Below are 18,507 nucleotides of genomic sequence, written 5' to 3' on the forward strand. Positions count from 1 at the left end.
AGTCATCCCTTCGAGGTGCGAAGAAGTCCGACGGTGCCGTCGAACTGCCAAAGCGGGTTGGGTGCGTCTCCGTGGGGGGTCCGCACCAGGAAGTAGCCGTTCACTTCCTTCGGCCCGTCACCGTCGGCCACGAACCGCCCGTCCGAGGTGACGTCGAGCTGGTAGACGGCCGTCCCGGTGGCCTCGACGCCGGGGAGGTGCCAGGAGACGACACAGCGCCAGTCGTTGCCGGGCCCCTCGGCGGCGACCCTGACGCTGCCCTTGTCGCACGCCGCCGTGGCCTTCAGCCGCGCTTCGGTGACGGCAGGACGGTTGAGCTGTGCGGTCTGCATGCGGTAGAGGTGGGCGAACTCCGTGGCGAGCGAGCGCTGCACCTTGTCCTGCGAGATCCCGGAGCCGGTGGCCCCGGTCGCTGCCGCCACCACGGCGACGGTCGCGGCGACCAGCCCGGCGAGCGGCAGGAGTCCGGCGGTGACCGCCCGGCGTCCCGAGCCGTCGTCGGTCAGGTTGGTGAAGTCGCGCCGCAGGAAGAGGAGATACGCCAGCACGGTGGCGGTCAGGGCCCACACCAGGCTGACGACGATGCCGGTCATGAGCGGCCCGAGCTGTGCGGGGCTGGTGAACAGACCGTTCCAGGCGATGAACGCCCAGCTGGGCAGGGCGAGTCGTACGGCGACGGGCAGCGGCAGCATCTGGGCGAGCTGCAGCACGAGCGCGACGACCACCGGCAGCAGCAGCCCCATCGGGGAGCGTCCCAGTACGACGGACCCGAGGAGGCCGATCCCGGCGAGGGCCAGGGTGGGGGCGAGCACACAGGCCCAGGCGAGCAGCACCTTGCCGGCGGCGTCCCCCGGGGTCAGCAGATGGCCGTCGAGGCCGACCAGTGGCCGGTTGCCGACCGCCAGGAGCCCGCCGACCGTGCTCGAAGCGGCCAGCCCGACCACGAGCAGCAGGATCACGGTGAGGCTCGCCAGTGCCTTCGCGGCGAAGATCCGGCGCGGCGAGCGGACCGCCACCAGCAGGTGACGCCAGGTGCCCAGCCGGTCCTCGGCGGCGAACACATCACCGGCGACCACCGAGGTCAGCAGCGGGAGCGCCCAGGTGCCCGAGAAACCGAGGATCACCAGGGGCCCGGCCCACCCGGTGGCGAGCATCCAGCGGCCGAAGAGCGTGTCGGAGGGGAGTGTGCTCTGCTGACTCACTCCGGCGACGAAGAGCGCCGGTGCGATCCAGCAGGCGAGGACCAGCAGCCGGATCCGCCATTGCGAGACGAGCTTGACGAGTTCGAAGCGGTAGCCACGGGCCACGGAGACCCGGCCGGCACCGGCGGTGGGGCGGGGGGCCACGGCGGTTGTGGTCGCGGTCATCGGCCGGCCTCCCGTGGCTGGGTGTCGGTCCCCTGCGGCTGGGCTTTGGCGTCCGGTGGCTCGGTCAGGGCCAGGAAGGCGGCCTCCAGGGGGGAGACCACGGGGGCGAGTTCGCGCAGGGCGATCCCCGACTGCACGAGTCGTACCACCAGTTCGTCGAGGGTGGGCACCAGCGCCCGTACGACGAGCGCGTCGCCTCCGTGGCGCCCTCCCGTGCCGTCGGCCAGATGGAGCCCGGGCGTCTCGGCGGCCAGCCGGCGGGCTGCCTGGGGGTCGGAGGTGACCAGGCGGTAGTCGAGTTCACGGTGCTCGGCGGCCAGTTTGCTCAGCGGGCCGGAGAAGACGACCCGTCCGGTGGCGAGGATGGTGACCTCGGAACACAGCGCTTCGAGGTCGTCCATGCGGTGACTCGACAGCACGACAGCGGTGCCCTCCGCCGCAAGCCGGCTCAGTACACCGTGTACGTGTTTCTTGCCGGCCGGGTCGAGGCCGTTGGCGGGCTCGTCGAGCACGAGGAGCCGGGGCCTGGTGAGCAGCGCGGCGCCAAGTCCGAGCCGTTGACGCATGCCCAGGGAGAAGCCGCGGACCCGGTCGTGGGCGACATCGGTCAGGCCGACCTGGCGGAGCACGTCGTCGATGCCTGCCGTCCGCGCGTCCTGGCCGCGCAGAGCGGCCAGCGCGGCGAGGTTCTGCCTGGCGGTGAGCGAGGGGTACAGGCCCGGTCCGTCCACGAACCCGGCGACACCGTCGGGAGCGGCGAACGTCCGGCCCACCGGCGTACCGAGGATCTCCAGGTGACCGGTGCCGGCCACGGCCAGGCCGAGCAGGAGCCCGAGGAGTGTCGTCTTGCCGGCGCCGTTCGGTCCGACCAGGCCGTGGATCTGTCCCTGCGCCACATCCAGATCGATGCCGTCGAGTGCGACGACATCACCGAAACTCTTGGTGATCCCGCGCGCCCGGACCGCGAGGAATGAGTCGTCCATGAGCCCCTTCTTTCCGAAACCTCAAGGAGGCTAGGGAGAGCACACAACACTCACAGGGATTCCCGGTTGAACGCTCAGAGAACGGAAGACCACAGCCGTTCGGCATGCCAATAGACGGTAAATTCCGTAAGACGCAGGCGAGTTGACCGGCGGCTGTGGCGGGGCTGAGTCTCGGGGCCTCCAGGCTCTGGTGCTCACCGGCGCCGTATCCGTCACTCGTCGGTGCTGCGAGGCGGGGTCGCCCGAGCCGGGCGGCCCCGTCCGTGTGTGTCGCGGCCGTCGTGGCTCAGTTCAGCGTGAGGGCCGCGGAGTCGTTGCGGCTGTTCGGGTCGAACGCCGGCCGGTGGGAGTGGGACGGATCCGGGCCCCAGACCACCTGGACGCTTCCCTCGGCATGGGTGACCACTGTGTCGACCCGGAGGGTCAGGGTGAAGTCGGTGACGTTTCCCTTGGGCAGGACCAGGCCCGACGGGCCGCAGACGTACGGGCCGTGAGCCTCGGCCGTCGGATTGTTCACCTGCCATGGACCGCAGTTGGCAGAGTGGCCGACCGCGGTGGTACCGGTCGGGAGCGTCACCCAGACGGTGGGCACCCCTTCACCGCCGCTGCGGTCGTACAGGGTCGCCGGGCCGTTCGCGGACAGGCGGAAGGCGAGGGTGGCGTTCTTGCCCTGCCCGGCTTGTGCACCGGCGCCGGTGACACCGAAGTCGGCGGTGTTGCGGGCCTTGAGGGAAGCGATCCGGTAGTCGGTGACCTCGCCCGTCTGCGGCAGGGAGACGGAGCCCGCCGGAGCCGGGGACCGCCGGCCCGCCTTGATCACCTTCAGCTTCAGCGTGGCGCCCTTGCCCCACGTCCACTTGATGCCCTGACCGTCCGGCCAGCCCGGCTGGCCGAGGGGCGCGGTGAGGGTGTCGAGGGTGGTGTACAGCGCCGCGGAGTTCACGTGCAGCCGCACCGGTGCGGCCAGGGCCGCCGTCTCTCCGATGCCGATCGCGCCCTTGGGGTAGCACTCCGCGAAGTGGATGGTGCCGTTGGACCCGTACTTGCAGTTGGCGTAGTGGTCGGCGAAGTCGAGGCCGGGTGAGGCGGCCAGGACCGTCTGGACGCCCTTGGCGGGCCGATTGCCCACGTTGCTGAACCGGACCGGCTCGGACACCGTGCTGCCGACCTTCAGGTTGGTGTGGTCGGTGAGGTTGTCCAGGCCGAAGGAGGGGCCGCCCACCTCGACCTTGCCGGTGCCGCCCACGATCTGCGCGTGCGCGGACCGCCCTGTGACCTTGTACGTGCCCGCCGCACCGAGCGCGGTGCCCTTGAGCGGGGTCAGGGTCAGCCCGGTCATGGCGCCCATGTGCGTGGTGGGAGAGGAGTCGGACTGGAACTCCTCCGAGCAGGTGGCCACCAGGCCCTTGGCCGTGCAGTTGTCCGAGAACATCACCTTGGCGATCTTCGACAGGCCCCGGGCGTCCACGGTCAGGGTGGCGTCGTCCGCCTGGAGGTTCTTCGCCGTGGTCCGGAAATCGAAGTGCACGTCCGCGGTGGCGGGCGCGGCCGGCAGGGCGACCGGCTGCGGGGTGTCCAGGGTGATCACCGGCTGCCCGGTGACCGCGCCGGCCGGGGCGGCGCCCAGTAGTGCCGCGGCCAGGCCCGCGGCGGACAGGAACACCGACGCCGTACCCGTGAGGGATCTTCGTCTCATCAACATCCTCTGATGGGAAGGAGGTTGCGCACACAAGTGCGCGATCAGGTGGACCCTAGCCCCTGAACACTCCGGGCTCACCACCGATACCGCTCCTCACTGTGTTACGCCCCTGTGACGCTGAACGGACGATTCGAGGATCACCGCCTGACAGGCTCGGCTTCGAACAGAGCGGCAGGCGGTCGCATGGCCTTCAGCGACCAGGACGACGCCGGAGCGGCTCTGCGTAGCTGCACCCAACGACCTGACCTGTCGACGTCCCTGGGGGAACTCCGTCATGACCACCCGTACCCGCACCATGGCCGCCGCCATCGCCGTGGCCGCGGCCGTCACCGGCTCGGCACTGCTGGGCGCCTCGTCCGCCGCCTCGGCGGCCACCAGCGCCTCGCACGGGACCCTGACCATCAGCAACGGCACCAAGTACGTGCTGATCGGCGGCCACAAGGTGAACTTCGGCGTGCCCGTCCGGGACCTCGCCTGGTCCCCGAACGGCGCCAAGGCCGCCTTCATCGACGGCTCCGGCAACCTGGACATCGCCGACCCCGACGGCAGCGGGCGCGTCGTCGTCGCGAAGAACCCCGGAAACCAGAACTGGTCGCACCCGACGTGGCAGGTGGCCGCGAAGGACACCCAGAACAACATCCCCGCCAAGGACAACCTCATCTTCGCGGCGCGCGCGAACGGTGTCTCCCGGCTGAAGGTCATCTCCGCCAAGGCGGTCCACGGCACGCCCAAGACGCTGTCCCTGTACGGCGAGCCCGGTCCGGACGGTGCGCTTCCGCAGACCGGCAACGTCTGGCCGAACGTGGCAGGCCACTACGGCACCGCGGTGTACGCCAACGACCACACCGGCGACGTCTACATCCGGGACGACTACCTGCGCCAGCAGGGCAGCAAGCTCACCAAGGGCTCCCAGCCGGACCTGTCCCCGAACGAGGAGGAGGTCGTCTTCGTGCGCTCGGTCGCCGGCCACGACCACGTGCTCGTCGAGGACTTCATGCACGGCAACCACATCAAGGACCTCACGCCGCACGCCACGACCGACTACACCGAGCCGGCCTGGTCGCCCGACGGCAAGACCCTGGCGGTGCGCACCCCCTCCGGCACGGTGACGCTGCCGGCCGACGGCAGCGGGCACCCGACCGAGGTCACCTCGACGGTCGGCCTGGCGGCGTACCGCCCCTGACCTGGGTCGACGGAACGGGCCGGACGGGTCCGGGGCGCGAGGTGCGGGTCACTTCGCGGTCCGGGCGAGTTCGGCCCGCAGTTCGTCCAGGTGCGCGTCGGACGTGTCGTGCGGCAGGAACTCGACGACGTCGAGGAACCGGAAGAGCACCCGGCTGCCGGTGACCGCGTACTCGTACGCACCGAACCCCACCACCGCGCCCAAGGCGCCCCGGACGGCGCCCCGCACCACATGGGAGGTCATGTCGTCCGGCTCCGCCGCGGACATGCCGCGCCGGGCGTTGGGGCGGGCCAGGTAGGGGCACACCATCGAGGCGTACAGCATGCACGCGCGGTGCCCCGGTCCTTCGAGGGTCGGCGCCAGATTGCGGTAGGGCCGCCCGGCGGCCAGCGCGTCCCCGATCGCCGCGCTCTCCGCGGCGCCCACCACACGCCACACCGGCCCCTGCGGCATGCCCTGGTCGCACACCGAGCACAGACGCTTCCGCGCGCACACGGCGCTGCGCTCGTAGTCGGTCAGCGCGAACTGGGGCTCCTCCCCTTCCCAGGGAGTGATCGCCGGCACCGGATACCCACGAGCGTCACGGGGTCGTGCCTCGACCGCCGCGGGCATGGGAACACTCTCGAATCGCACAGGCCATGCCTACCAGGCTCGACGGCTTCCGGCCAAGGCCACAGGAGACGACCGCCGGGGACCCGGCAGGTGGTTGGCTACGGCGTATGAACCTCGCGGATGACATGCCGGCACCGGAAACCGGCCCTGCCTCGACAGCTCGGGGCGCGCCCCCGTTCGCTCCCGAACTGGCCGCTGTGCTCAGTGGTTTGGCGGCGGAGGCCCGGGAGCCGTTCACCCCGCAGAACCTTGCGGAACGTCAGGAGCGGGATGCCCTGGCCCGGCCCCGACCGACGGTCCGGGAGCTGCGGGCCGACGGCCGTTTCGAGGTGGAGGAGCTGCGGGTGCCGGGGCCGCCGGGTGGGCCGGAGGTCACGCTGGTGAGCGGACGGCCCGCCGGGAGCGCGGGGCCGCTGCCCCTGCTGTACTACATGCACGGCGGTGGAATGATCACGGGCAACGCGTGGTCCGTGCTTCCCCGGCTCCTGCGTGAGTGGGCGGTACCTCTCGAACTGGCCGTCGTCTCCGTCGAGTTCCGGCTGGCACCCGGGGCGCAGTACCCGGCGGCGCTGGACGACTGTTACGCCGGACTCACCTGGGTGGCCGCGCACGCGGCCGGACTCGGCATCGACGCCGGCCGTGTCGTCGTAGGGGGAAAGAGCGCCGGCGGCGGACTGGCCGCGGCACTCGCCCTGCTCGCCCGTGACCGGGGCGGCCCCGCGCCGATCGGGCAACTGCTGCTGTGCCCGATGCTCGATGACCGCAACAACACGTTCTCCGGTCACCAGATGGCCGGCATCGACCTCTGGGACCGCACCTCCAACGCGACCGCGTGGCGGGCGGCGTTGGGCGACCGGTACGGCGCCGCGGACCTGCCGCCCTACGCCGCTCCCGCCCGCGCCACGGATCTGTCCGGGCTGCCCCCGGCCTACATCGAGGTCGGGTCGGCGGAGACCTTGAGGGACGAGGACGTCGCCTATGCCCAGGCGATCTGGCGGGCCGGAGGACGAGCCGAGTTGCATGTGTGGCCCGGTGCCTTCCACGGCTTCGACACCTTCGCGCCGGGGGCGGCTCTCAGCCGGGACGCACGCGACGCCCGCACCCGCTGGCTTCGGCGCATCCTCACCTGACCAGACCGTAGGTCAGGTCGGGTGAGGGGTCGCTGACGCCGGGACGACGGCGCCCGTCCCGACCGGTGGCGCGGCGCGGTCACGGCGCCTCGGGGCCCTGTCCGGTCTCGGGGCTGCCCCGCGGGATCCGTCTCAGGTCGGTCATCAGCGAGTCCAGCCACGACACGGTGGCGTAGTAGAGGCGCGGTGCGCCGGGCGGCTCGGTGCCGGGCCCCTCGAGGGTCGGATCGACCAGCGGAATCCGCCCGGTAGGGGTGTCCGCTCCGGGGTCCAGGGCCGCCGACACCAGCAGCATCCGCCCGGCCACCCGCTCCCCCAGCCCGCTGACGGCCCCGGCCGCCGCGGGGCCCAGTCCGGTCAGCGGCGGGGTCAGCAGCCGGTCGGACCCCCACAGGGTGTGGTGACCGGCCATCAGGGTGGCCTGCCAGTCCACGGTTGCCAGGCCGGCTCGGCGCGCCGCGCCGCCGAACGGCGTCGGCTCGCTCTGGAACTGCGCGTACGCGGACTCGGCGAGGATGATGGCACGCTGCAGCGACCGGGGGCCGGGTACGCCCGAGGAAGCGAGCACCGCACCGCCGCCCGCCACCGAGGCCCCGGTCGCCACCACGATCTCGGCTGCGCGGCGCAGGAGTTCCGCCGCAGCGTGCCGCAGCTCGTCATGGGCGCCGCGCGGCCAGGCCAGCAGGCCGAAGACGGCGCCGATCGCGCTGCCGACCAGCACGTCCAGCATCCTGACCTCCGCCAGTCGCCAGGTCGGCGGGGCCAGCTGGGCGAAAACCAGCGCCACGAGCACGGTGAACAGGCCCTGCGCCCAGCCGACGCCCTTGACCGGGCCGACCGTGAAGGCGAACAGCATCCACACGGGCAGTACGACGGCGTAGACGGCGGTGTCGGTCCCGGCCAGGCTCAGTGCGCCGGCCGTGAGGAGGGCTCCGGCCAGGGTGCCTGCGAGGGCCAGCCGGATGGTGTGCCAGGTTTCGTCCATGGTGGTCCGGGTGAGGGTGAGCGTGGCCAGCGTGGCCCAGAATCCATGGGGCAGCGTGTCCACCCCCGCCACGAGCCGGGCGGCGGTGAGGGCCAGGGCGATGCGGACGGCGTTCTGGAAGAACACCGACCGGCGCCCGGCATGGCCCCGCGCCCGGTGCCACCACAGCATCGGTGCCCGGGCTCTGGCGTACCAGAAGCGGCCGTGCGGAATCCCCACCGGGGCGTGTCTGCCGTGCACCGCCAGATCGGCTGCCGCGGCCATGGCGAGCGCGGCGTCGGCGATCTCCAGGACGGCGGCGTGCCGACGCAGTACGGCAGGCGGGAACTCCGGCGCGCGAGCGGTGCCGGGCACGGGATTCCCGGCGGGGGGCGGGTCGGCGGGGGCGGGACAAACGGACGCGGGATCCCCGGCAGGAGCCCGGCCCGCGGACGCGGAACCCCCGGCGGGGCCCAGGCCGGCAGACGCCGAACCACCGGCAGGGGACAGGCCCGCAGACGCGGAACCCCCGGCGGGGGACAGACCGGCAGACGCCGAACCACCGCTGGCGGCCGGGCTCGCAGACGCCGAACCACCGGCGGGGTCCAGGCCGGCAGACGCCGAACCACCGGCGGGGGACAGGCCCGCGGACGCCGATCCACCGGCGGCGGCCGGGCCCGTGCACGCGGAGTCCCCGGTGGGGAGGGGCCCCGCGGACACCGCCGACAGGTGCGCCCGCGTCCTGACCAGGTCCTCGTACGGCGCCAGCGGCGACGCCCCGGCGTGCAGACAGGTCACGGTCGCCGTGGCCAGTCGTGCCACGGCCTGCAGTACGGCGGTCACCTCGGGGCCCGGGTGCCCGTCCGGCGCGGCGGGCAGCTGCACCAGGCGGCTGAGGAGGGTGCGCGTGGCGAGGCCGGTGTGGGCGAGGGCGCGGTCGCGCACCCCTGGTCCGGCCGGGCGTTCCGCCTCCGGCACGGTCAGGGACCGCAGTGACCGGCCGCTCTCCCAGGCTGCCCGGATGTCCGGGTCGGTCAGGGCGTACGGCGGCGCCGCGAGAAGGGCCGCGCAGTGTGCGACGGTGCGCACGGCGTGGGTGGCCCGTGCCCGGTAGGACGGCGGGCCGGGCTCGGGGAGGATCAGCGCCTCGGCGGCGATGAAAAGGGCCAGCCCGGTGGTCGTACCGATCAGGCGCTCGGCGAGCGTGCCGGGGGCGTAGGGCGGGAAGGACGGGAGGATGTAGAGGAGTTGCAGGCCCGGCGCCGCTCCTGCCGGGCGCGGGCCGCCCACGGCGGCGAAGGCCAGCGCGAAGCCGACCGCCAGCATGCCGACGACGGCACTCCAGGTCCGCACCGACAGACAGGTGCCGACGACGACCAGCAGCCAGCACCCCGGAAGCAGCCGCAGCACGGTCGCGGCCCGCTGCCGGCCGGTGCCCGGGATCTTGGCGAGTCCGCCCAGGGCCACGGCGGCGAACAGGGCGTACGTGGCCGCCACGGGACGGTCGAGGCCGTAGCGGAAGAGGTAGAAGCCGGCCGCGGCGACCAGTGTCACGCGTACCGCCCGGCGGCCCGGGACGGCGTAGTCCGCCCGAATCCGACGGGCTGGGACACCACCCACCTCTTCAGAATCGCCCACGTCCGATCGCCCGGCACGCCGCCGGCGCGTCACCCCAGGGTGAAGCGGATCGGTGTACCCGCCGCGGCCTGGGCAACCGGCGCGAGGGCGGGCTCGGCGACGACGCCGATCACCGGGTAGCCGCCGGTCGTCGGGTGGTCGTGCAGGAACACCACCGGGCGCCCGTCCGGGGGCACCTGTACGGCGCCGAGCACCATGCCCTCGCTCGGCAGCTCGCCGGCCGACACCCGCTCCAGCGACGGTCCCTCGGTGCGCAGGCCGATGCGGTTGCTGTGCTGCGACACGCGGTACGTCGCCGAGGTGAGGGTGTGCAGCGCGGCGGGCGTGAACCAGTCGGTGCGGGGGCCGAGGCGCAGCGGCAGGGTCAGTTCGGTGGGCGGCGCGGGCCAGGGAGCGCCGTCGGGCAGCGCCGGCTGTGGGGCGGGAGTGCCCAGCGGCAGGACGTCGCCGTCGCGGAGGGGAGCCGGGCCGAGTCCGGAGAGCAGGTCCGACGCGCGGCTGCCGAGGACTGGCTCGACGGCGATGCCGCCGGCGACGGCCACGTAGGAGCGCACACCCGCCGTCACGCCCCCCACGTTCAGGACGGCCCCCGCGGGCACCCGTACGGGCAGTCCCCAGGCGGCCGGGCGGCCGTCGACCGTCACCGGGCAGGGCGCGCCGCCGACGACGACGGACACGCCGCGGTCGGGGCGCAGGGCGCAGCCGGTCAGGGTGGTCTCCAGGACGGCGGCGTCGGGGGCGTTGCCGAGGAGCCGGTTGGCCAGGCTCATGGCGGGGGCGTCCAGGGCGCCGGAGCGGGGCACGCCCAGGTGGGCATGGCCGCGCCGGCCGCGGTCCTGGACGGTGGTGAGGGCACCGGAGCGTACGACGGCGAGTTTGACGGTCATGGCGTGCCGTCCTCGGCCACGAACCGGACCCGCGTTCCCGGCGTGAGAAGCGCCGGTTCCTCCCGGGTGAGGTCCCACAGCGGGGTCGGGTCCGGCATGGTCCCGATCAGCTGCCAGCCGCCGGGGGTGGCGCGCGGGTACACGGCGCTGTAGGGGCCGGCGAGCGCGAGCGCGCCGGCCGGGACCCGGGTGCGGGGTGTGTCGCGGCGCGGCACGTGCAGCTCGGTGGGCAGGCCGGTGAGGTAGCCGAAGCCGGGGGCGAATCCGCAGAAGGCGACGCGGTAGGTGTACGAGGTGTGCCGGGTGGCGACCTCGTCGGCGCCGACACCCCACAGCGCGGCCACACGGGCCAGGTCCGGGCCGTCGTAGCGGACGGGGATCTCCACCACCGTCCCGTCGTCGGCCGCGTGGGCGGGCAGGTCCCAGTCGGCGATCCGGCGGGCCAGTTCCTCCGGGTCGGTGACACCGTCCAGGAGTACGGTCCGCGCGCCCGGCACGATCTCCTCGACCGGCGGCAGGGTTCCGGCGGCACGCCGTCGCAGGAGTTCGGCGTGGAAGGCTCCGGTGCGCTCGGCGTCGGGCAGTTCGACGAGCAGGGCGTGCCGCCCGGCGGGGCGCACGCCGACGGACCGGCTCTCGGTCATGCGAATGCCCTCACCTCGACTCCGGCCGCATCGAGTGCCTCACGGACCCGCGCGGCGATCCGGGCGGCGCACGGGGTGTCGCCGTGGACGCACAGGGAGCGGGCGGCGACCGGCACGGTCGTACCGTCCACGGCCGCTACGGCGCCGTCCACCGCGAACGCCAGCGCGCGCCGGACCACCGCGTCCTCGTCGGTCACCACGGCGCCCGGCTCACGGCGTGGCACGAGCGTGCCCGCGGGGGTGTAGGCGCGGTCCGCGAAGGCCTCCGGTACAGCGGTGAGGCCCGCTTCCTCGGCGGCGGCGAGCAGCCGGGACCCGGGCAGACCGAGCACCGGCAGCGCTCCGCCCGCCAGGCGCACGCCGGCCACCACGGCGGTGGCCTGCTCGGCGTCGTGCACGGTGCGGTTGTAGAGCGCGCCGTGCGGCTTGACGTAGGCCACCTCGGCGCCGGCGGCCTCGGCGAAGACCCGCAGCGCCCCGATCTGGTAGGCGATCTCGGCCGCCAGCTCGTCGCCGGGCACGTCCATGGCGCGGCGGCCGAAGCCGGCCAGGTCGCGGTAGGAGACCTGGGCCCCGATCCGGACGCCGCGTTCGGCGGCGAGGTCGCAGACGCGGCGCATCACCGAGGGGTCGCCGGCGTGGAAGCCGCAGGCGACGTTGGCGCTGGTCACGACGGAGAGCAGGGCATCGTCGTCGGTGAGGGTCCAGCGGCCGAAGCCTTCACCGAGGTCTGCGTTGAGGTCGATCACGTCTTCAACGTAGGCGATTGTTGAACGATCCGACAAGTGATGGATTTCCGTTCCCACCCCTTGTTCGATCGTTGAACGATCCCCTAGGGTCCCGGGCATCCCTCACGGATTCGGGCCCCCGGATCCGCGCCGCTCGGGCGTCCCGCCCGCTCACGCCAAAGGCAACCGTATGATCGTTCTCCTCGGCGTGGTCGTGGTGATCCTCGGATTCGTCACGCGCCGCAATCCCGTCCTCGTGGTGGGCGTCGCCGGTGTGTTCACCGGACTGATCGGCGGAATGAACCCGCTGCAGGTCCTCGCGGCCTTCGGCCGGTCCTTCGCCGACAGCCGCTCGGTCACCGTCTTCGCCGTCGTCCTGCCCGTAATCGGCCTCCTGGAACGCTACGGCCTGCGCGAACAGGCCCGCAATCTGATCGGACGGCTCGGCGGCCTCAGCGCCGGCCGGTTCCTCACCGTCTACCTCCTGATCCGTCAGGTCACCGCGGCGTTCGGCCTCAACAGCATCGGCGGTCCCGCGCAGACGGTACGGCCGCTGGTCGCGCCCATGGCCGAAGCCGCCGCCGAGCGCACGGCGGGCGCGGTGCTGCCCGAGCGCGTGCGGGAGAAGGTGCGTTCCTACGCCGCGTCCTCGGACACCGTGGGCCTCTTCTTCGGCGAGGACTGCTTCATCGCGATCGGCTCGATCCTCCTGATCACGGGCTTCGTCAACTCGACGTACCACCAGAACCTCGAACCGACCCAGCTGGCCCTGTGGGCGATACCGCTCGCCGTCTGCGCCTTCCTCGTCCACGGCGCCCGTCTGCTGCTCCTGGACCGGCAGCTGCAGCGGGAGATGGCGCTCGCCGCCGCCGAACACTACCTGCCGCTTCCGAAGGAGAACAGCAAGTGATCAAGGTCGAGTGGCTCTACTGGCTGGTGGGTCTCGTCTTCGTCGTCATGGCCGCGCAGATGGCCGCCGACCGCAGCAACCCCAAGCGGTGGACGTCCGCCGCGTTCTGGGGCCTGCTCGGACTCACCTTCCCCTACGGCACCGGCGTCGCCAACGCCACCGCGGGGAACGGCGGCTGGACCCTGCCCGCCGAACCGCTCGGGGTCGCGGTCCTCGCCCTGATCGCGCTCGCCGGGTTCAACTTCCTCGGCAAGGGCATCCCCGTCACCAGCACCACCGAGGAACGCGAGGCCTCCGCCGCCCGGCTCGGCAGCAGGATCTTCGTCCCCGCCCTGACGATCCCGCTCGTCGCCATCGTCTGCGCCTCGTTCCTCGACACGTCCGGCCTGTTCGAGACCGGCAAGGCCACCCTCCTCGGGCTCGGCGTCGGCTGTCTCGTCGCCCTCGTCGTCGGCATGCTGGTCACCGGCGAGCGGAAGCTGTCCGTGCCGCTCCATTCCGGCCGTTCCATGCTGGAGGCGATGGGCTCCGCCCTGCTGCTGCCCCAGCTCCTCGCCGTACTCGGCTCGATCTTCGCAGTGGCCGGGGTCGGCACCCAGGTCGGCAAGATCGTGCACGACGTCCTGCCGGACAACTCGAAGTACCTCGCCGTCCTCGCGTACTGCGTCGGCATGTTCCTGTTCACCATGATCATGGGCAACGCGTTCGCCGCGTTCCCCGTGATGACCGCGGCGATCGGCTGGCCCGTCCTCATCCAGCAGCTGCACGGCAACCCGCCGGCGGTCCTCGCGATCGGGATGCTGGCCGGTTTCTCCGGAACACTGTGTACGCCGATGGCCGCCAACTACAACATCGTCCCGGCCACCCTGCTGGAACTGAAGGACCAGTACGGGCCCATCAAGGCACAGATCCCGACGGCTCTGCCGCTCCTGGCCTGCTCCACCGTGATCATGGCGCTGTTCGCGTTCTGAGCAGACCGATGCCCTCGTGAAGACCGATGGCTTCGTGAAGACCGTTGCCCTCGTGAAGGAAGTGCCATGACCCGCGTGCTCATCACCGGTTTCTCCCCCTTCGACGGCCAGCAGGTCAACCCGTCCTGGCAGGCCGCCACGCTGGTGGCCGCCGAGCCTCCGGCCGGGCTCACCGTCACCGCCACCGAACTCCCCTGCCTCTTCGGCAAGTCCCTCGACACCCTGCGCGACGCCGTCCGCGCTTCTCGCCCTGACCTGATCCTCTGTCTGGGCCAGGCCGGCGGCCGACCCGGCGTCACCGTCGAACGCGTCGCCATCAACATCGACGACGCCCGCATCCCCGACAACGCCGGCAACCAGCCCATCGACGAGCCCGTGATCCCGGGCGGCCCCGCCGCCTACCTCTCCACACTCCCCGTCAAGGCCTGCGTCGCCGCGCTGCGCGCCGCCGGTGTGCCGGCCGCCGTCTCCCACACCGCCGGCACGTTCGTCTGCAACCACGTCGCGTACGGCCTCGGGCACCTCATCGCCACCGAATTCCCGCACGCCCGGGGCGGTTTCGTGCATGTGCCCTGGGCGCCGGAACAGGTCATCGACGGCACCGCCCCCGCCCTGGAGCCCAGCACCGTCGCCCGCGGACTGCGCGCCCTGCTGCTCGCCGCCGCCGGCACCCCGGCGGGCCACGACCTGAAGGTCACCGAGGGAGCCACCCACTGATGCCGTTCACCGCGTACTGGCTCTCGCCGCCGGGAGCCGGGCGTACGAGGGGCGGCGGGTGCCCGCTGGAGCGAGGCGCTGGAGCCGGCGATCACCGCCGTCGACACCCCTCACCGAGGTGCACTCGATCGTGCTGTACGGCGGCGCGAGGGAAGACGTTGGTGGCCTGCGCGAGGGCGGCGAGCACGGCGCTGTTCCCGGCCCGCCGCAGACACGCCCCGGCTACCGCCTCCGCTGTTAGAACCACCAGCCGTGCCACCACGCCGGCGGCGGGCGGCCGATGCACTGGTCGCCCGGTGCGGGGTAAGGAGGGCGACCGCGGCGATCAGCGGGGCGGCCAGGACGAGGCGGGAACCGACGCGGAAGGCGAACCGGTAGCCACCGTGAGGTCCGTCCGCAGGTCCGTCCGCAGGACCGCGCGTCGCCCCCGCAACTCGCCCCTCTCCAGCCGGGCGTGTACGTCGGCTGCCGCGCTCAGCGGGAAGACCTCGATGCTTCTCGGGCGCAGAGCACCCTGGCCGAACAGGTCGTTGATGTACGCGGCGGCTCCGGCGAGTTCGTCGGGTGTCGCATGCGAGATCACGAAGCCCACGACGGAGCGGTCGTTCATGTACAGCGCCCTGGCGGGCAGTACGGGGCGGGCCCGGATGCCGGCCAGCAGCACCACGCGGCCCCTGAGGGCGAGCAGTTCGACCGTGGTCTCCAGGTCGTTGACACCCGCCGTGTCGAGGTACAGATCGAGCCCTGCCGGCGCCGCCCTGCGGATGTTCTCGGTCAGTTCCGGATCCCGGTAGTCGAACACCTCGGCCGCGCCCAGCTCCACGCAGTACTCTGCGTCCCGCGCGCCCGCCGTGGCGAGGACACGGGCGCCGGCCCGTACCGCCATGGTGACCAGGGCACTGCCGACATTGCCCGCGGCGCCGGCGACCAGCACGGTCTCCCCCACGCTGAGCCGCCCGTGGACGAACAGTGCCAGATAGGCGGTCGCCGCCGGATGGACCACCGCCACCGCCGCATACGGATCGACTCCCTCGGGCAGGTGGTAGAGCCGATCGGCCGCCACCACCGCCAGCTCCGCCGCCGCGCCCTGCCGTCCTCCGTGTCCGAGGCTGTTGCACCACACCCGGTCCCCGGCACGGAACCCGGTGACGCCGGGGCCGGTCTCGGCCACCGTGCCGACCAGGTCACGGCCCACGACGAAGGGAAAGACCACCTGGGTGGGGAACAGCCCCGACCGTACGAACGTGTCCACCGGGTTGACCGTGGTGGCGAGGACGTTCACCAGGACGTCGGTGGGACCCGGACGGGGAGCCGCGATCTCGCCGTACCGGATGACGTCCGCGGACCCCAGCTCCTCCATGTACGCAGCACGCATGGCATCGTATGCTTCCACCCGCGCCCCCGGAATCGGCTCAGGACGCCAGGGGACACCGCGCGAGCAACCCGCACGGGTCCGTCCGGCGGTCGCCGTCACCAGCGCACTGCGGTGAAGTCGATGGGCCGTGGCCGAAGTTCCCGGGTACGGGCTGCCAGCCGGCGCAGTCGCCGGGTCATCTCGTCGGCGGGGAGGCGGCGGCGGTCGCCGTGGCCCGGCAACAGCCACTCGAAGCGCAAGCCGCCGGCGGTCCGGGCCAAGGAGGCGGCCAGCTCACCGATGGAGTACCAGGTGACGCTCTCAGCCACCTCGACATCCCCCGTGGCGCGCGACCAGTAGAAGCTGTCGCCGCTGAAGCAGTACCGCTCGTCCGCGACGAAGAGCACGCTGCCTCGTGTGTGGCCGGGCAGGGGGTGGGCGATCACTCCCTCGGCGATCTCGGCCGGGTCGGTGCCCCGAAGCACACGGTCGGCGTCCGGAGCGGCGTCGAGGTCTCCCTCGTGGATCCAGAGCCGGGCACCGAAGTGGTCGGCGTAGCTGCGCCCGTGCGCGGCGTGGTCGCGGTGCGTGATCAGGACGTCGGTGACGGGGCCCAGCGCCTCGTAGCGCGCGGCCAGCGCGGTGCTCCAGCGCGGAGTGTCCACCATCATCGCGGTGCCGCCGGGGCGACCCAACAGGTAGGAGTTGGCCCCCGCGGTCTGCCTGGAGTTGTGTCCGCACAGGTACACGGTGTCGTCCAGGGCCATCGGGAAGGGGTCCAGCGCTGCGTCCAGCCGCCCGCCCGGGGGATGGACCGACCGGGTCTGGCAGGCATGTGCGGCGGCGTGCAGCTGCCGCACCTCGGTCCGGTCGCGCGGCTGGCGCAGCACAGCCGCGCGACCGTCGACCTCACCGATCAGGCCGGGGGCCAACTGCCGTGCGACATCGCAGTTCGTGCACCGCTCGTCCACGTACCAGCCGTCCTCGAACCGTTCCTCGCTCATGGCCGATTCCTCCCCGCATCGTCGCCGCCTGGCCCGGCTTCTCACTCTCCAGGGGTATCCCGGGCCGCACGGAGAAAGGAAGAGGGCCGGGATCTTGAACTTGCGGCATGGCGCTGCTCTGCGTGCCCGCGCAAGGCATCCCGAAAGGCTTGAAACGCTGATGCGCTTCACCTCCCAGTCGTCCGCCGACAGTCCCTCTTGATCGCCAGCAGCTGATGTTGTCGGGGATGCCGGACGGCGCGGCAGACTGGAAGGGAGCGGCTCGCCGTGATGGCGTGCGACGACATTGGGAGGCCGCCGTGCGATTGGAAGAGTTCTTGGCCCAGGTCCGTGATCGCGGGGAGTACCGCAGCCGGGAGGAGGCCGAGCAGGTCTGCGAGGCGGTGCTGTGGGCGCTCGCGACCCGGATCTCTCCGGAAGAAGCCGACGAACTGGCGGCACGCCTGCCGGCGCCCCTGGACGAGGCCCTGCATCTGGACCGGGGGCGTCCGGAGTCGTTCGACTGTGACGAGTTCCTCCGGCGCGTTTCCGTGCAGACCGGCGCCCGGCCGCGCACCGCGGAGTGGGACGCGGACGCCGTGCTGTCCACGGTCGCCGACGCGGTCCCGGACCTGCAGCTCGACCACCTCCTGTCCCAGCTGCCGGCCCGCTACGCCGAGTACTTCGGCAGGCCGGATCCGAGCTGACGGGCGACCGGGCGACCGGGCGACTTCCCGGACGTCCACACCAGGACGTCCTCGCCCGTGCGGGGGGGGGGATCGGAGCCGGCCGGTCACCCGTCCTGCTGCGCCCGCAGTGTGCGCAGCTGGTCGTCGCACCACTGCCGGGCCGCCTCGGCGACCTGTTCCAGGGCGCCGGGTTCGGCGAACAGGTGCGTCGCCCCCGGAACGACGGTCAGGGAATGCGGGACCCGCAACCGCCGGGCCGCTTCCTCGTTCAGCTCCTGCACCTGCTGGTCCTGGCCGCCGACGATCAGCAGGACAGGGGCCCGCACCTGTGCCAGGGCCTCGCCCGCCAGGTCGGGCCGGCCGCCCCGGGACACCACGGTCAGCACCCGGTCCGGCCGCTCGACCGCGGCCACCAGCGCCGCGGCGGCACCCGTACTGGCGCCGAACAGGACGACCGGGAGGCCGCGGGTGTCGGGCTGCGTGCCCAGCCAGTCGATCGCGGCCACGAGGCGCCGGCCGAGGAGCGGGATGTCGAAGCGGTGCTCACCGGTCAGCGCGTCGTGCCGCTCCTCCCGTTCGCTGAGCAGATCCATCAGTAGCGTGCCGAACCCGGCGGTGCGCAGCTCGGCGGCCACCATCCGGTTGCGCGGACTGTGCCGGGAGCTGCCACTGCCGTGCGCGAAGAGCACCACGGCCCGCGCCGCCGTCGGGACGACGAGGTCACCGGAGAGTGTGGCTTCACTGGTGGGCACGAGAACCATGTCGGAGATCATCGGCATCACTTCTTCCACGCCTGCATCCCCACCATATCGGCCAGAACCCCCGGGTGCCGGGTCGAAGGCGCGTAGAAGCCGCAGACAGCGAAGGAGAGCCGACGTCTGTGGCGGTGCAGTCGCTCTCGCCAGTCGGTACGGCCGGCCGGGTGGCCGAAGCCGGCGGCGTGCAGCGCGTCGAGAGCCCTGTGGCCGCCGGGCCGCTCAGCTCGCGGCCCGGCGGCGGGGTCCTGCCGGACGGTCATGGCCTGACAGGACCCTGTGTCGGGCCGGCT

General features: G+C 72.6%; 18 protein-coding genes. 6 read left to right on the top strand and 12 right to left on the bottom strand.

The genetic code is table 11. The annotated features are described in order from the left end of the window. Positions 1-2: 2 nt before the first annotated feature. The 3 genes from ABZ624_RS17570 to ABZ624_RS17580 all read right to left on the bottom strand — a co-directional run bounded on the left by ABZ624_RS17570 (position 3) and on the right by ABZ624_RS17580 (position 4,046). Positions 3-1,367: an ABC transporter permease gene (locus tag ABZ624_RS17570; protein ID WP_360088873.1), complete on the bottom strand. Its 1,365-nt coding sequence runs from the start codon at positions 1,365-1,367 to the stop codon at positions 3-5. Further along, on the bottom strand, positions 1,364-2,350 hold the full coding sequence (locus ABZ624_RS17575; protein WP_360088876.1) for an ABC transporter ATP-binding protein: 987 nt from the start codon (positions 2,348-2,350) through the stop codon (positions 1,364-1,366). The genes ABZ624_RS17570 and ABZ624_RS17575 overlap by 4 nt, the downstream gene beginning before the upstream one ends. Before the next feature lie 286 nt (positions 2,351-2,636). Beyond that, positions 2,637-4,046 (bottom strand): hypothetical protein, encoded by a 1,410-nt coding sequence (locus ABZ624_RS17580; RefSeq protein ID WP_360088879.1) that lies wholly within the window; start codon positions 4,044-4,046, stop codon positions 2,637-2,639. A gap of 277 nt (positions 4,047-4,323) precedes the next feature. Between ABZ624_RS17580 and ABZ624_RS17585 the strand changes: the two genes are divergently transcribed. Next, the gene (locus ABZ624_RS17585) at positions 4,324-5,232 is read left to right on the top strand and encodes a hypothetical protein (RefSeq protein WP_360088882.1); all 909 of its coding nucleotides are present in this window, start codon (positions 4,324-4,326) and stop codon (positions 5,230-5,232) included. Positions 5,233-5,280: 48 nt separating this feature from the next. Here the strand turns inward: ABZ624_RS17585 and ABZ624_RS17590 are convergent, their stop codons facing one another. Continuing rightward, on the bottom strand, positions 5,281-5,844 hold the full coding sequence (locus ABZ624_RS17590) for a hypothetical protein (protein WP_360088885.1): 564 nt from the start codon (positions 5,842-5,844) through the stop codon (positions 5,281-5,283). Between the two features lie 197 nt (positions 5,845-6,041). Between ABZ624_RS17590 and ABZ624_RS17595 the strand changes: the two genes are divergently transcribed. Further along, positions 6,042-6,974, top strand: coding sequence for an alpha/beta hydrolase (locus ABZ624_RS17595; RefSeq protein ID WP_360088888.1), 933 nt, complete (start codon positions 6,042-6,044; stop codon positions 6,972-6,974). A 79-nt stretch (positions 6,975-7,053) separates the two neighbouring features. Here ABZ624_RS17595 and ABZ624_RS17600 read toward each other — a convergent pair whose 3' ends face one another. The 4 genes from ABZ624_RS17600 to ABZ624_RS17615 form a co-directional block, all read right to left on the bottom strand. Beyond that, on the bottom strand, positions 7,054-9,492 hold the full coding sequence (locus ABZ624_RS17600; RefSeq protein WP_360088891.1) for an FUSC family protein: 2,439 nt from the start codon (positions 9,490-9,492) through the stop codon (positions 7,054-7,056). Between the two features lie 113 nt (positions 9,493-9,605). After that, the gene (locus tag ABZ624_RS17605) at positions 9,606-10,463 is read right to left on the bottom strand and encodes a biotin-dependent carboxyltransferase family protein (RefSeq protein WP_360088894.1); all 858 of its coding nucleotides are present in this window, start codon (positions 10,461-10,463) and stop codon (positions 9,606-9,608) included. After that, entirely contained in the window at positions 10,460-11,107 is a 648-nt protein-coding gene (locus tag ABZ624_RS17610; protein ID WP_360088897.1) for an allophanate hydrolase subunit 1, read from the bottom strand. The genes ABZ624_RS17605 and ABZ624_RS17610 overlap by 4 nt, the downstream gene beginning before the upstream one ends. Continuing rightward, complete coding sequence (locus ABZ624_RS17615) at positions 11,104-11,856, bottom strand: 5-oxoprolinase subunit PxpA (protein ID WP_360088900.1); 753 nt, start codon at positions 11,854-11,856, stop codon at positions 11,104-11,106. The genes ABZ624_RS17610 and ABZ624_RS17615 overlap by 4 nt, the downstream gene beginning before the upstream one ends. 169 nt (positions 11,857-12,025) lie before the next feature. Between ABZ624_RS17615 and ABZ624_RS17620 the strand changes: the two genes are divergently transcribed. From ABZ624_RS17620 to pcp, 3 genes are all read left to right on the top strand, one after another. Next, entirely contained in the window at positions 12,026-12,745 is a 720-nt protein-coding gene (locus ABZ624_RS17620; RefSeq protein WP_360088903.1) for a DUF969 domain-containing protein, read from the top strand. Beyond that, complete coding sequence (locus ABZ624_RS17625; protein WP_360088906.1) at positions 12,742-13,716, top strand: DUF979 domain-containing protein; 975 nt, start codon at positions 12,742-12,744, stop codon at positions 13,714-13,716. The genes ABZ624_RS17620 and ABZ624_RS17625 overlap by 4 nt, the downstream gene beginning before the upstream one ends. 66 nt (positions 13,717-13,782) lie before the next feature. After that, a complete protein-coding gene (pcp, locus tag ABZ624_RS17630) occupies positions 13,783-14,433 on the top strand; it encodes a pyroglutamyl-peptidase I (RefSeq protein WP_360088909.1) in 651 nt (216 codons plus the stop codon). 325 nt (positions 14,434-14,758) lie between these two features. On the opposite strand, the gene ABZ624_RS17635 is transcribed toward pcp, so the two are convergent. Then, positions 14,759-15,808 carry an NADPH:quinone reductase gene (locus ABZ624_RS17635; protein WP_360088912.1) on the bottom strand — a complete coding sequence of 350 codons (1,050 nt, stop codon included), beginning with the start codon at positions 15,806-15,808 and terminating at the stop codon, positions 14,759-14,761. 95 nt (positions 15,809-15,903) lie between these two features. Then, the gene (locus ABZ624_RS17640; protein WP_360088915.1) at positions 15,904-16,791 is read right to left on the bottom strand and encodes an MBL fold metallo-hydrolase; all 888 of its coding nucleotides are present in this window, start codon (positions 16,789-16,791) and stop codon (positions 15,904-15,906) included. A gap of 299 nt (positions 16,792-17,090) precedes the next feature. On the opposite strand from ABZ624_RS17640, the gene ABZ624_RS17645 reads away from it, so the two are divergent. Continuing rightward, entirely contained in the window at positions 17,091-17,477 is a 387-nt protein-coding gene (locus tag ABZ624_RS17645) for a DUF2267 domain-containing protein (protein ID WP_360088918.1), read from the top strand. An 86-nt stretch (positions 17,478-17,563) separates the two neighbouring features. Here the strand turns inward: ABZ624_RS17645 and ABZ624_RS17650 are convergent, their stop codons facing one another. After that, on the bottom strand, positions 17,564-18,232 hold the full coding sequence (locus ABZ624_RS17650; RefSeq protein WP_360088921.1) for an alpha/beta family hydrolase: 669 nt from the start codon (positions 18,230-18,232) through the stop codon (positions 17,564-17,566). 5 nt (positions 18,233-18,237) lie between these two features. Further along, positions 18,238-18,477 carry a hypothetical protein gene (locus ABZ624_RS17655; protein WP_360088924.1) on the bottom strand — a complete coding sequence of 80 codons (240 nt, stop codon included), beginning with the start codon at positions 18,475-18,477 and terminating at the stop codon, positions 18,238-18,240. Between the last annotated feature and the right edge of the window lie 30 nt (positions 18,478-18,507).

The organism is Streptomyces sp. NPDC007205 (genome assembly GCF_040634095.1).
Lineage (GTDB): Bacteria > Actinomycetota > Actinomycetes > Streptomycetales > Streptomycetaceae > Streptomyces.

Coding starts and splice junctions, on each gene's coding strand:
- ABZ624_RS17585 (WP_360088882.1), top strand. CDS start 4,324: ATGACCACCCGTACCCGCACCATGGCCGCCGCCATCGCCGTGGCCGCG.
- ABZ624_RS17640 (WP_360088915.1), bottom strand. CDS start 16,791: ATGAGCGAGGAACGGTTCGAGGACGGCTGGTACGTGGACGAGCGGTGC.
- ABZ624_RS17650 (WP_360088921.1), bottom strand. CDS start 18,232: ATGATCTCCGACATGGTTCTCGTGCCCACCAGTGAAGCCACACTCTCC.
- pcp (WP_360088909.1), top strand. CDS start 13,783: ATGACCCGCGTGCTCATCACCGGTTTCTCCCCCTTCGACGGCCAGCAG.
- ABZ624_RS17620 (WP_360088903.1), top strand. CDS start 12,026: ATGATCGTTCTCCTCGGCGTGGTCGTGGTGATCCTCGGATTCGTCACG.
- ABZ624_RS17635 (WP_360088912.1), bottom strand. CDS start 15,808: ATGCGTGCTGCGTACATGGAGGAGCTGGGGTCCGCGGACGTCATCCGG.
- ABZ624_RS17575 (WP_360088876.1), bottom strand. CDS start 2,350: ATGGACGACTCATTCCTCGCGGTCCGGGCGCGCGGGATCACCAAGAGT.
- ABZ624_RS17580 (WP_360088879.1), bottom strand. CDS start 4,046: ATGAGACGAAGATCCCTCACGGGTACGGCGTCGGTGTTCCTGTCCGCC.
- ABZ624_RS17590 (WP_360088885.1), bottom strand. CDS start 5,844: ATGCCCGCGGCGGTCGAGGCACGACCCCGTGACGCTCGTGGGTATCCG.
- ABZ624_RS17570 (WP_360088873.1), bottom strand. CDS start 1,367: ATGACCGCGACCACAACCGCCGTGGCCCCCCGCCCCACCGCCGGTGCC.
- ABZ624_RS17610 (WP_360088897.1), bottom strand. CDS start 11,107: ATGACCGAGAGCCGGTCCGTCGGCGTGCGCCCCGCCGGGCGGCACGCC.
- ABZ624_RS17605 (WP_360088894.1), bottom strand. CDS start 10,463: ATGACCGTCAAACTCGCCGTCGTACGCTCCGGTGCCCTCACCACCGTC.
- ABZ624_RS17655 (WP_360088924.1), bottom strand. CDS start 18,477: ATGACCGTCCGGCAGGACCCCGCCGCCGGGCCGCGAGCTGAGCGGCCC.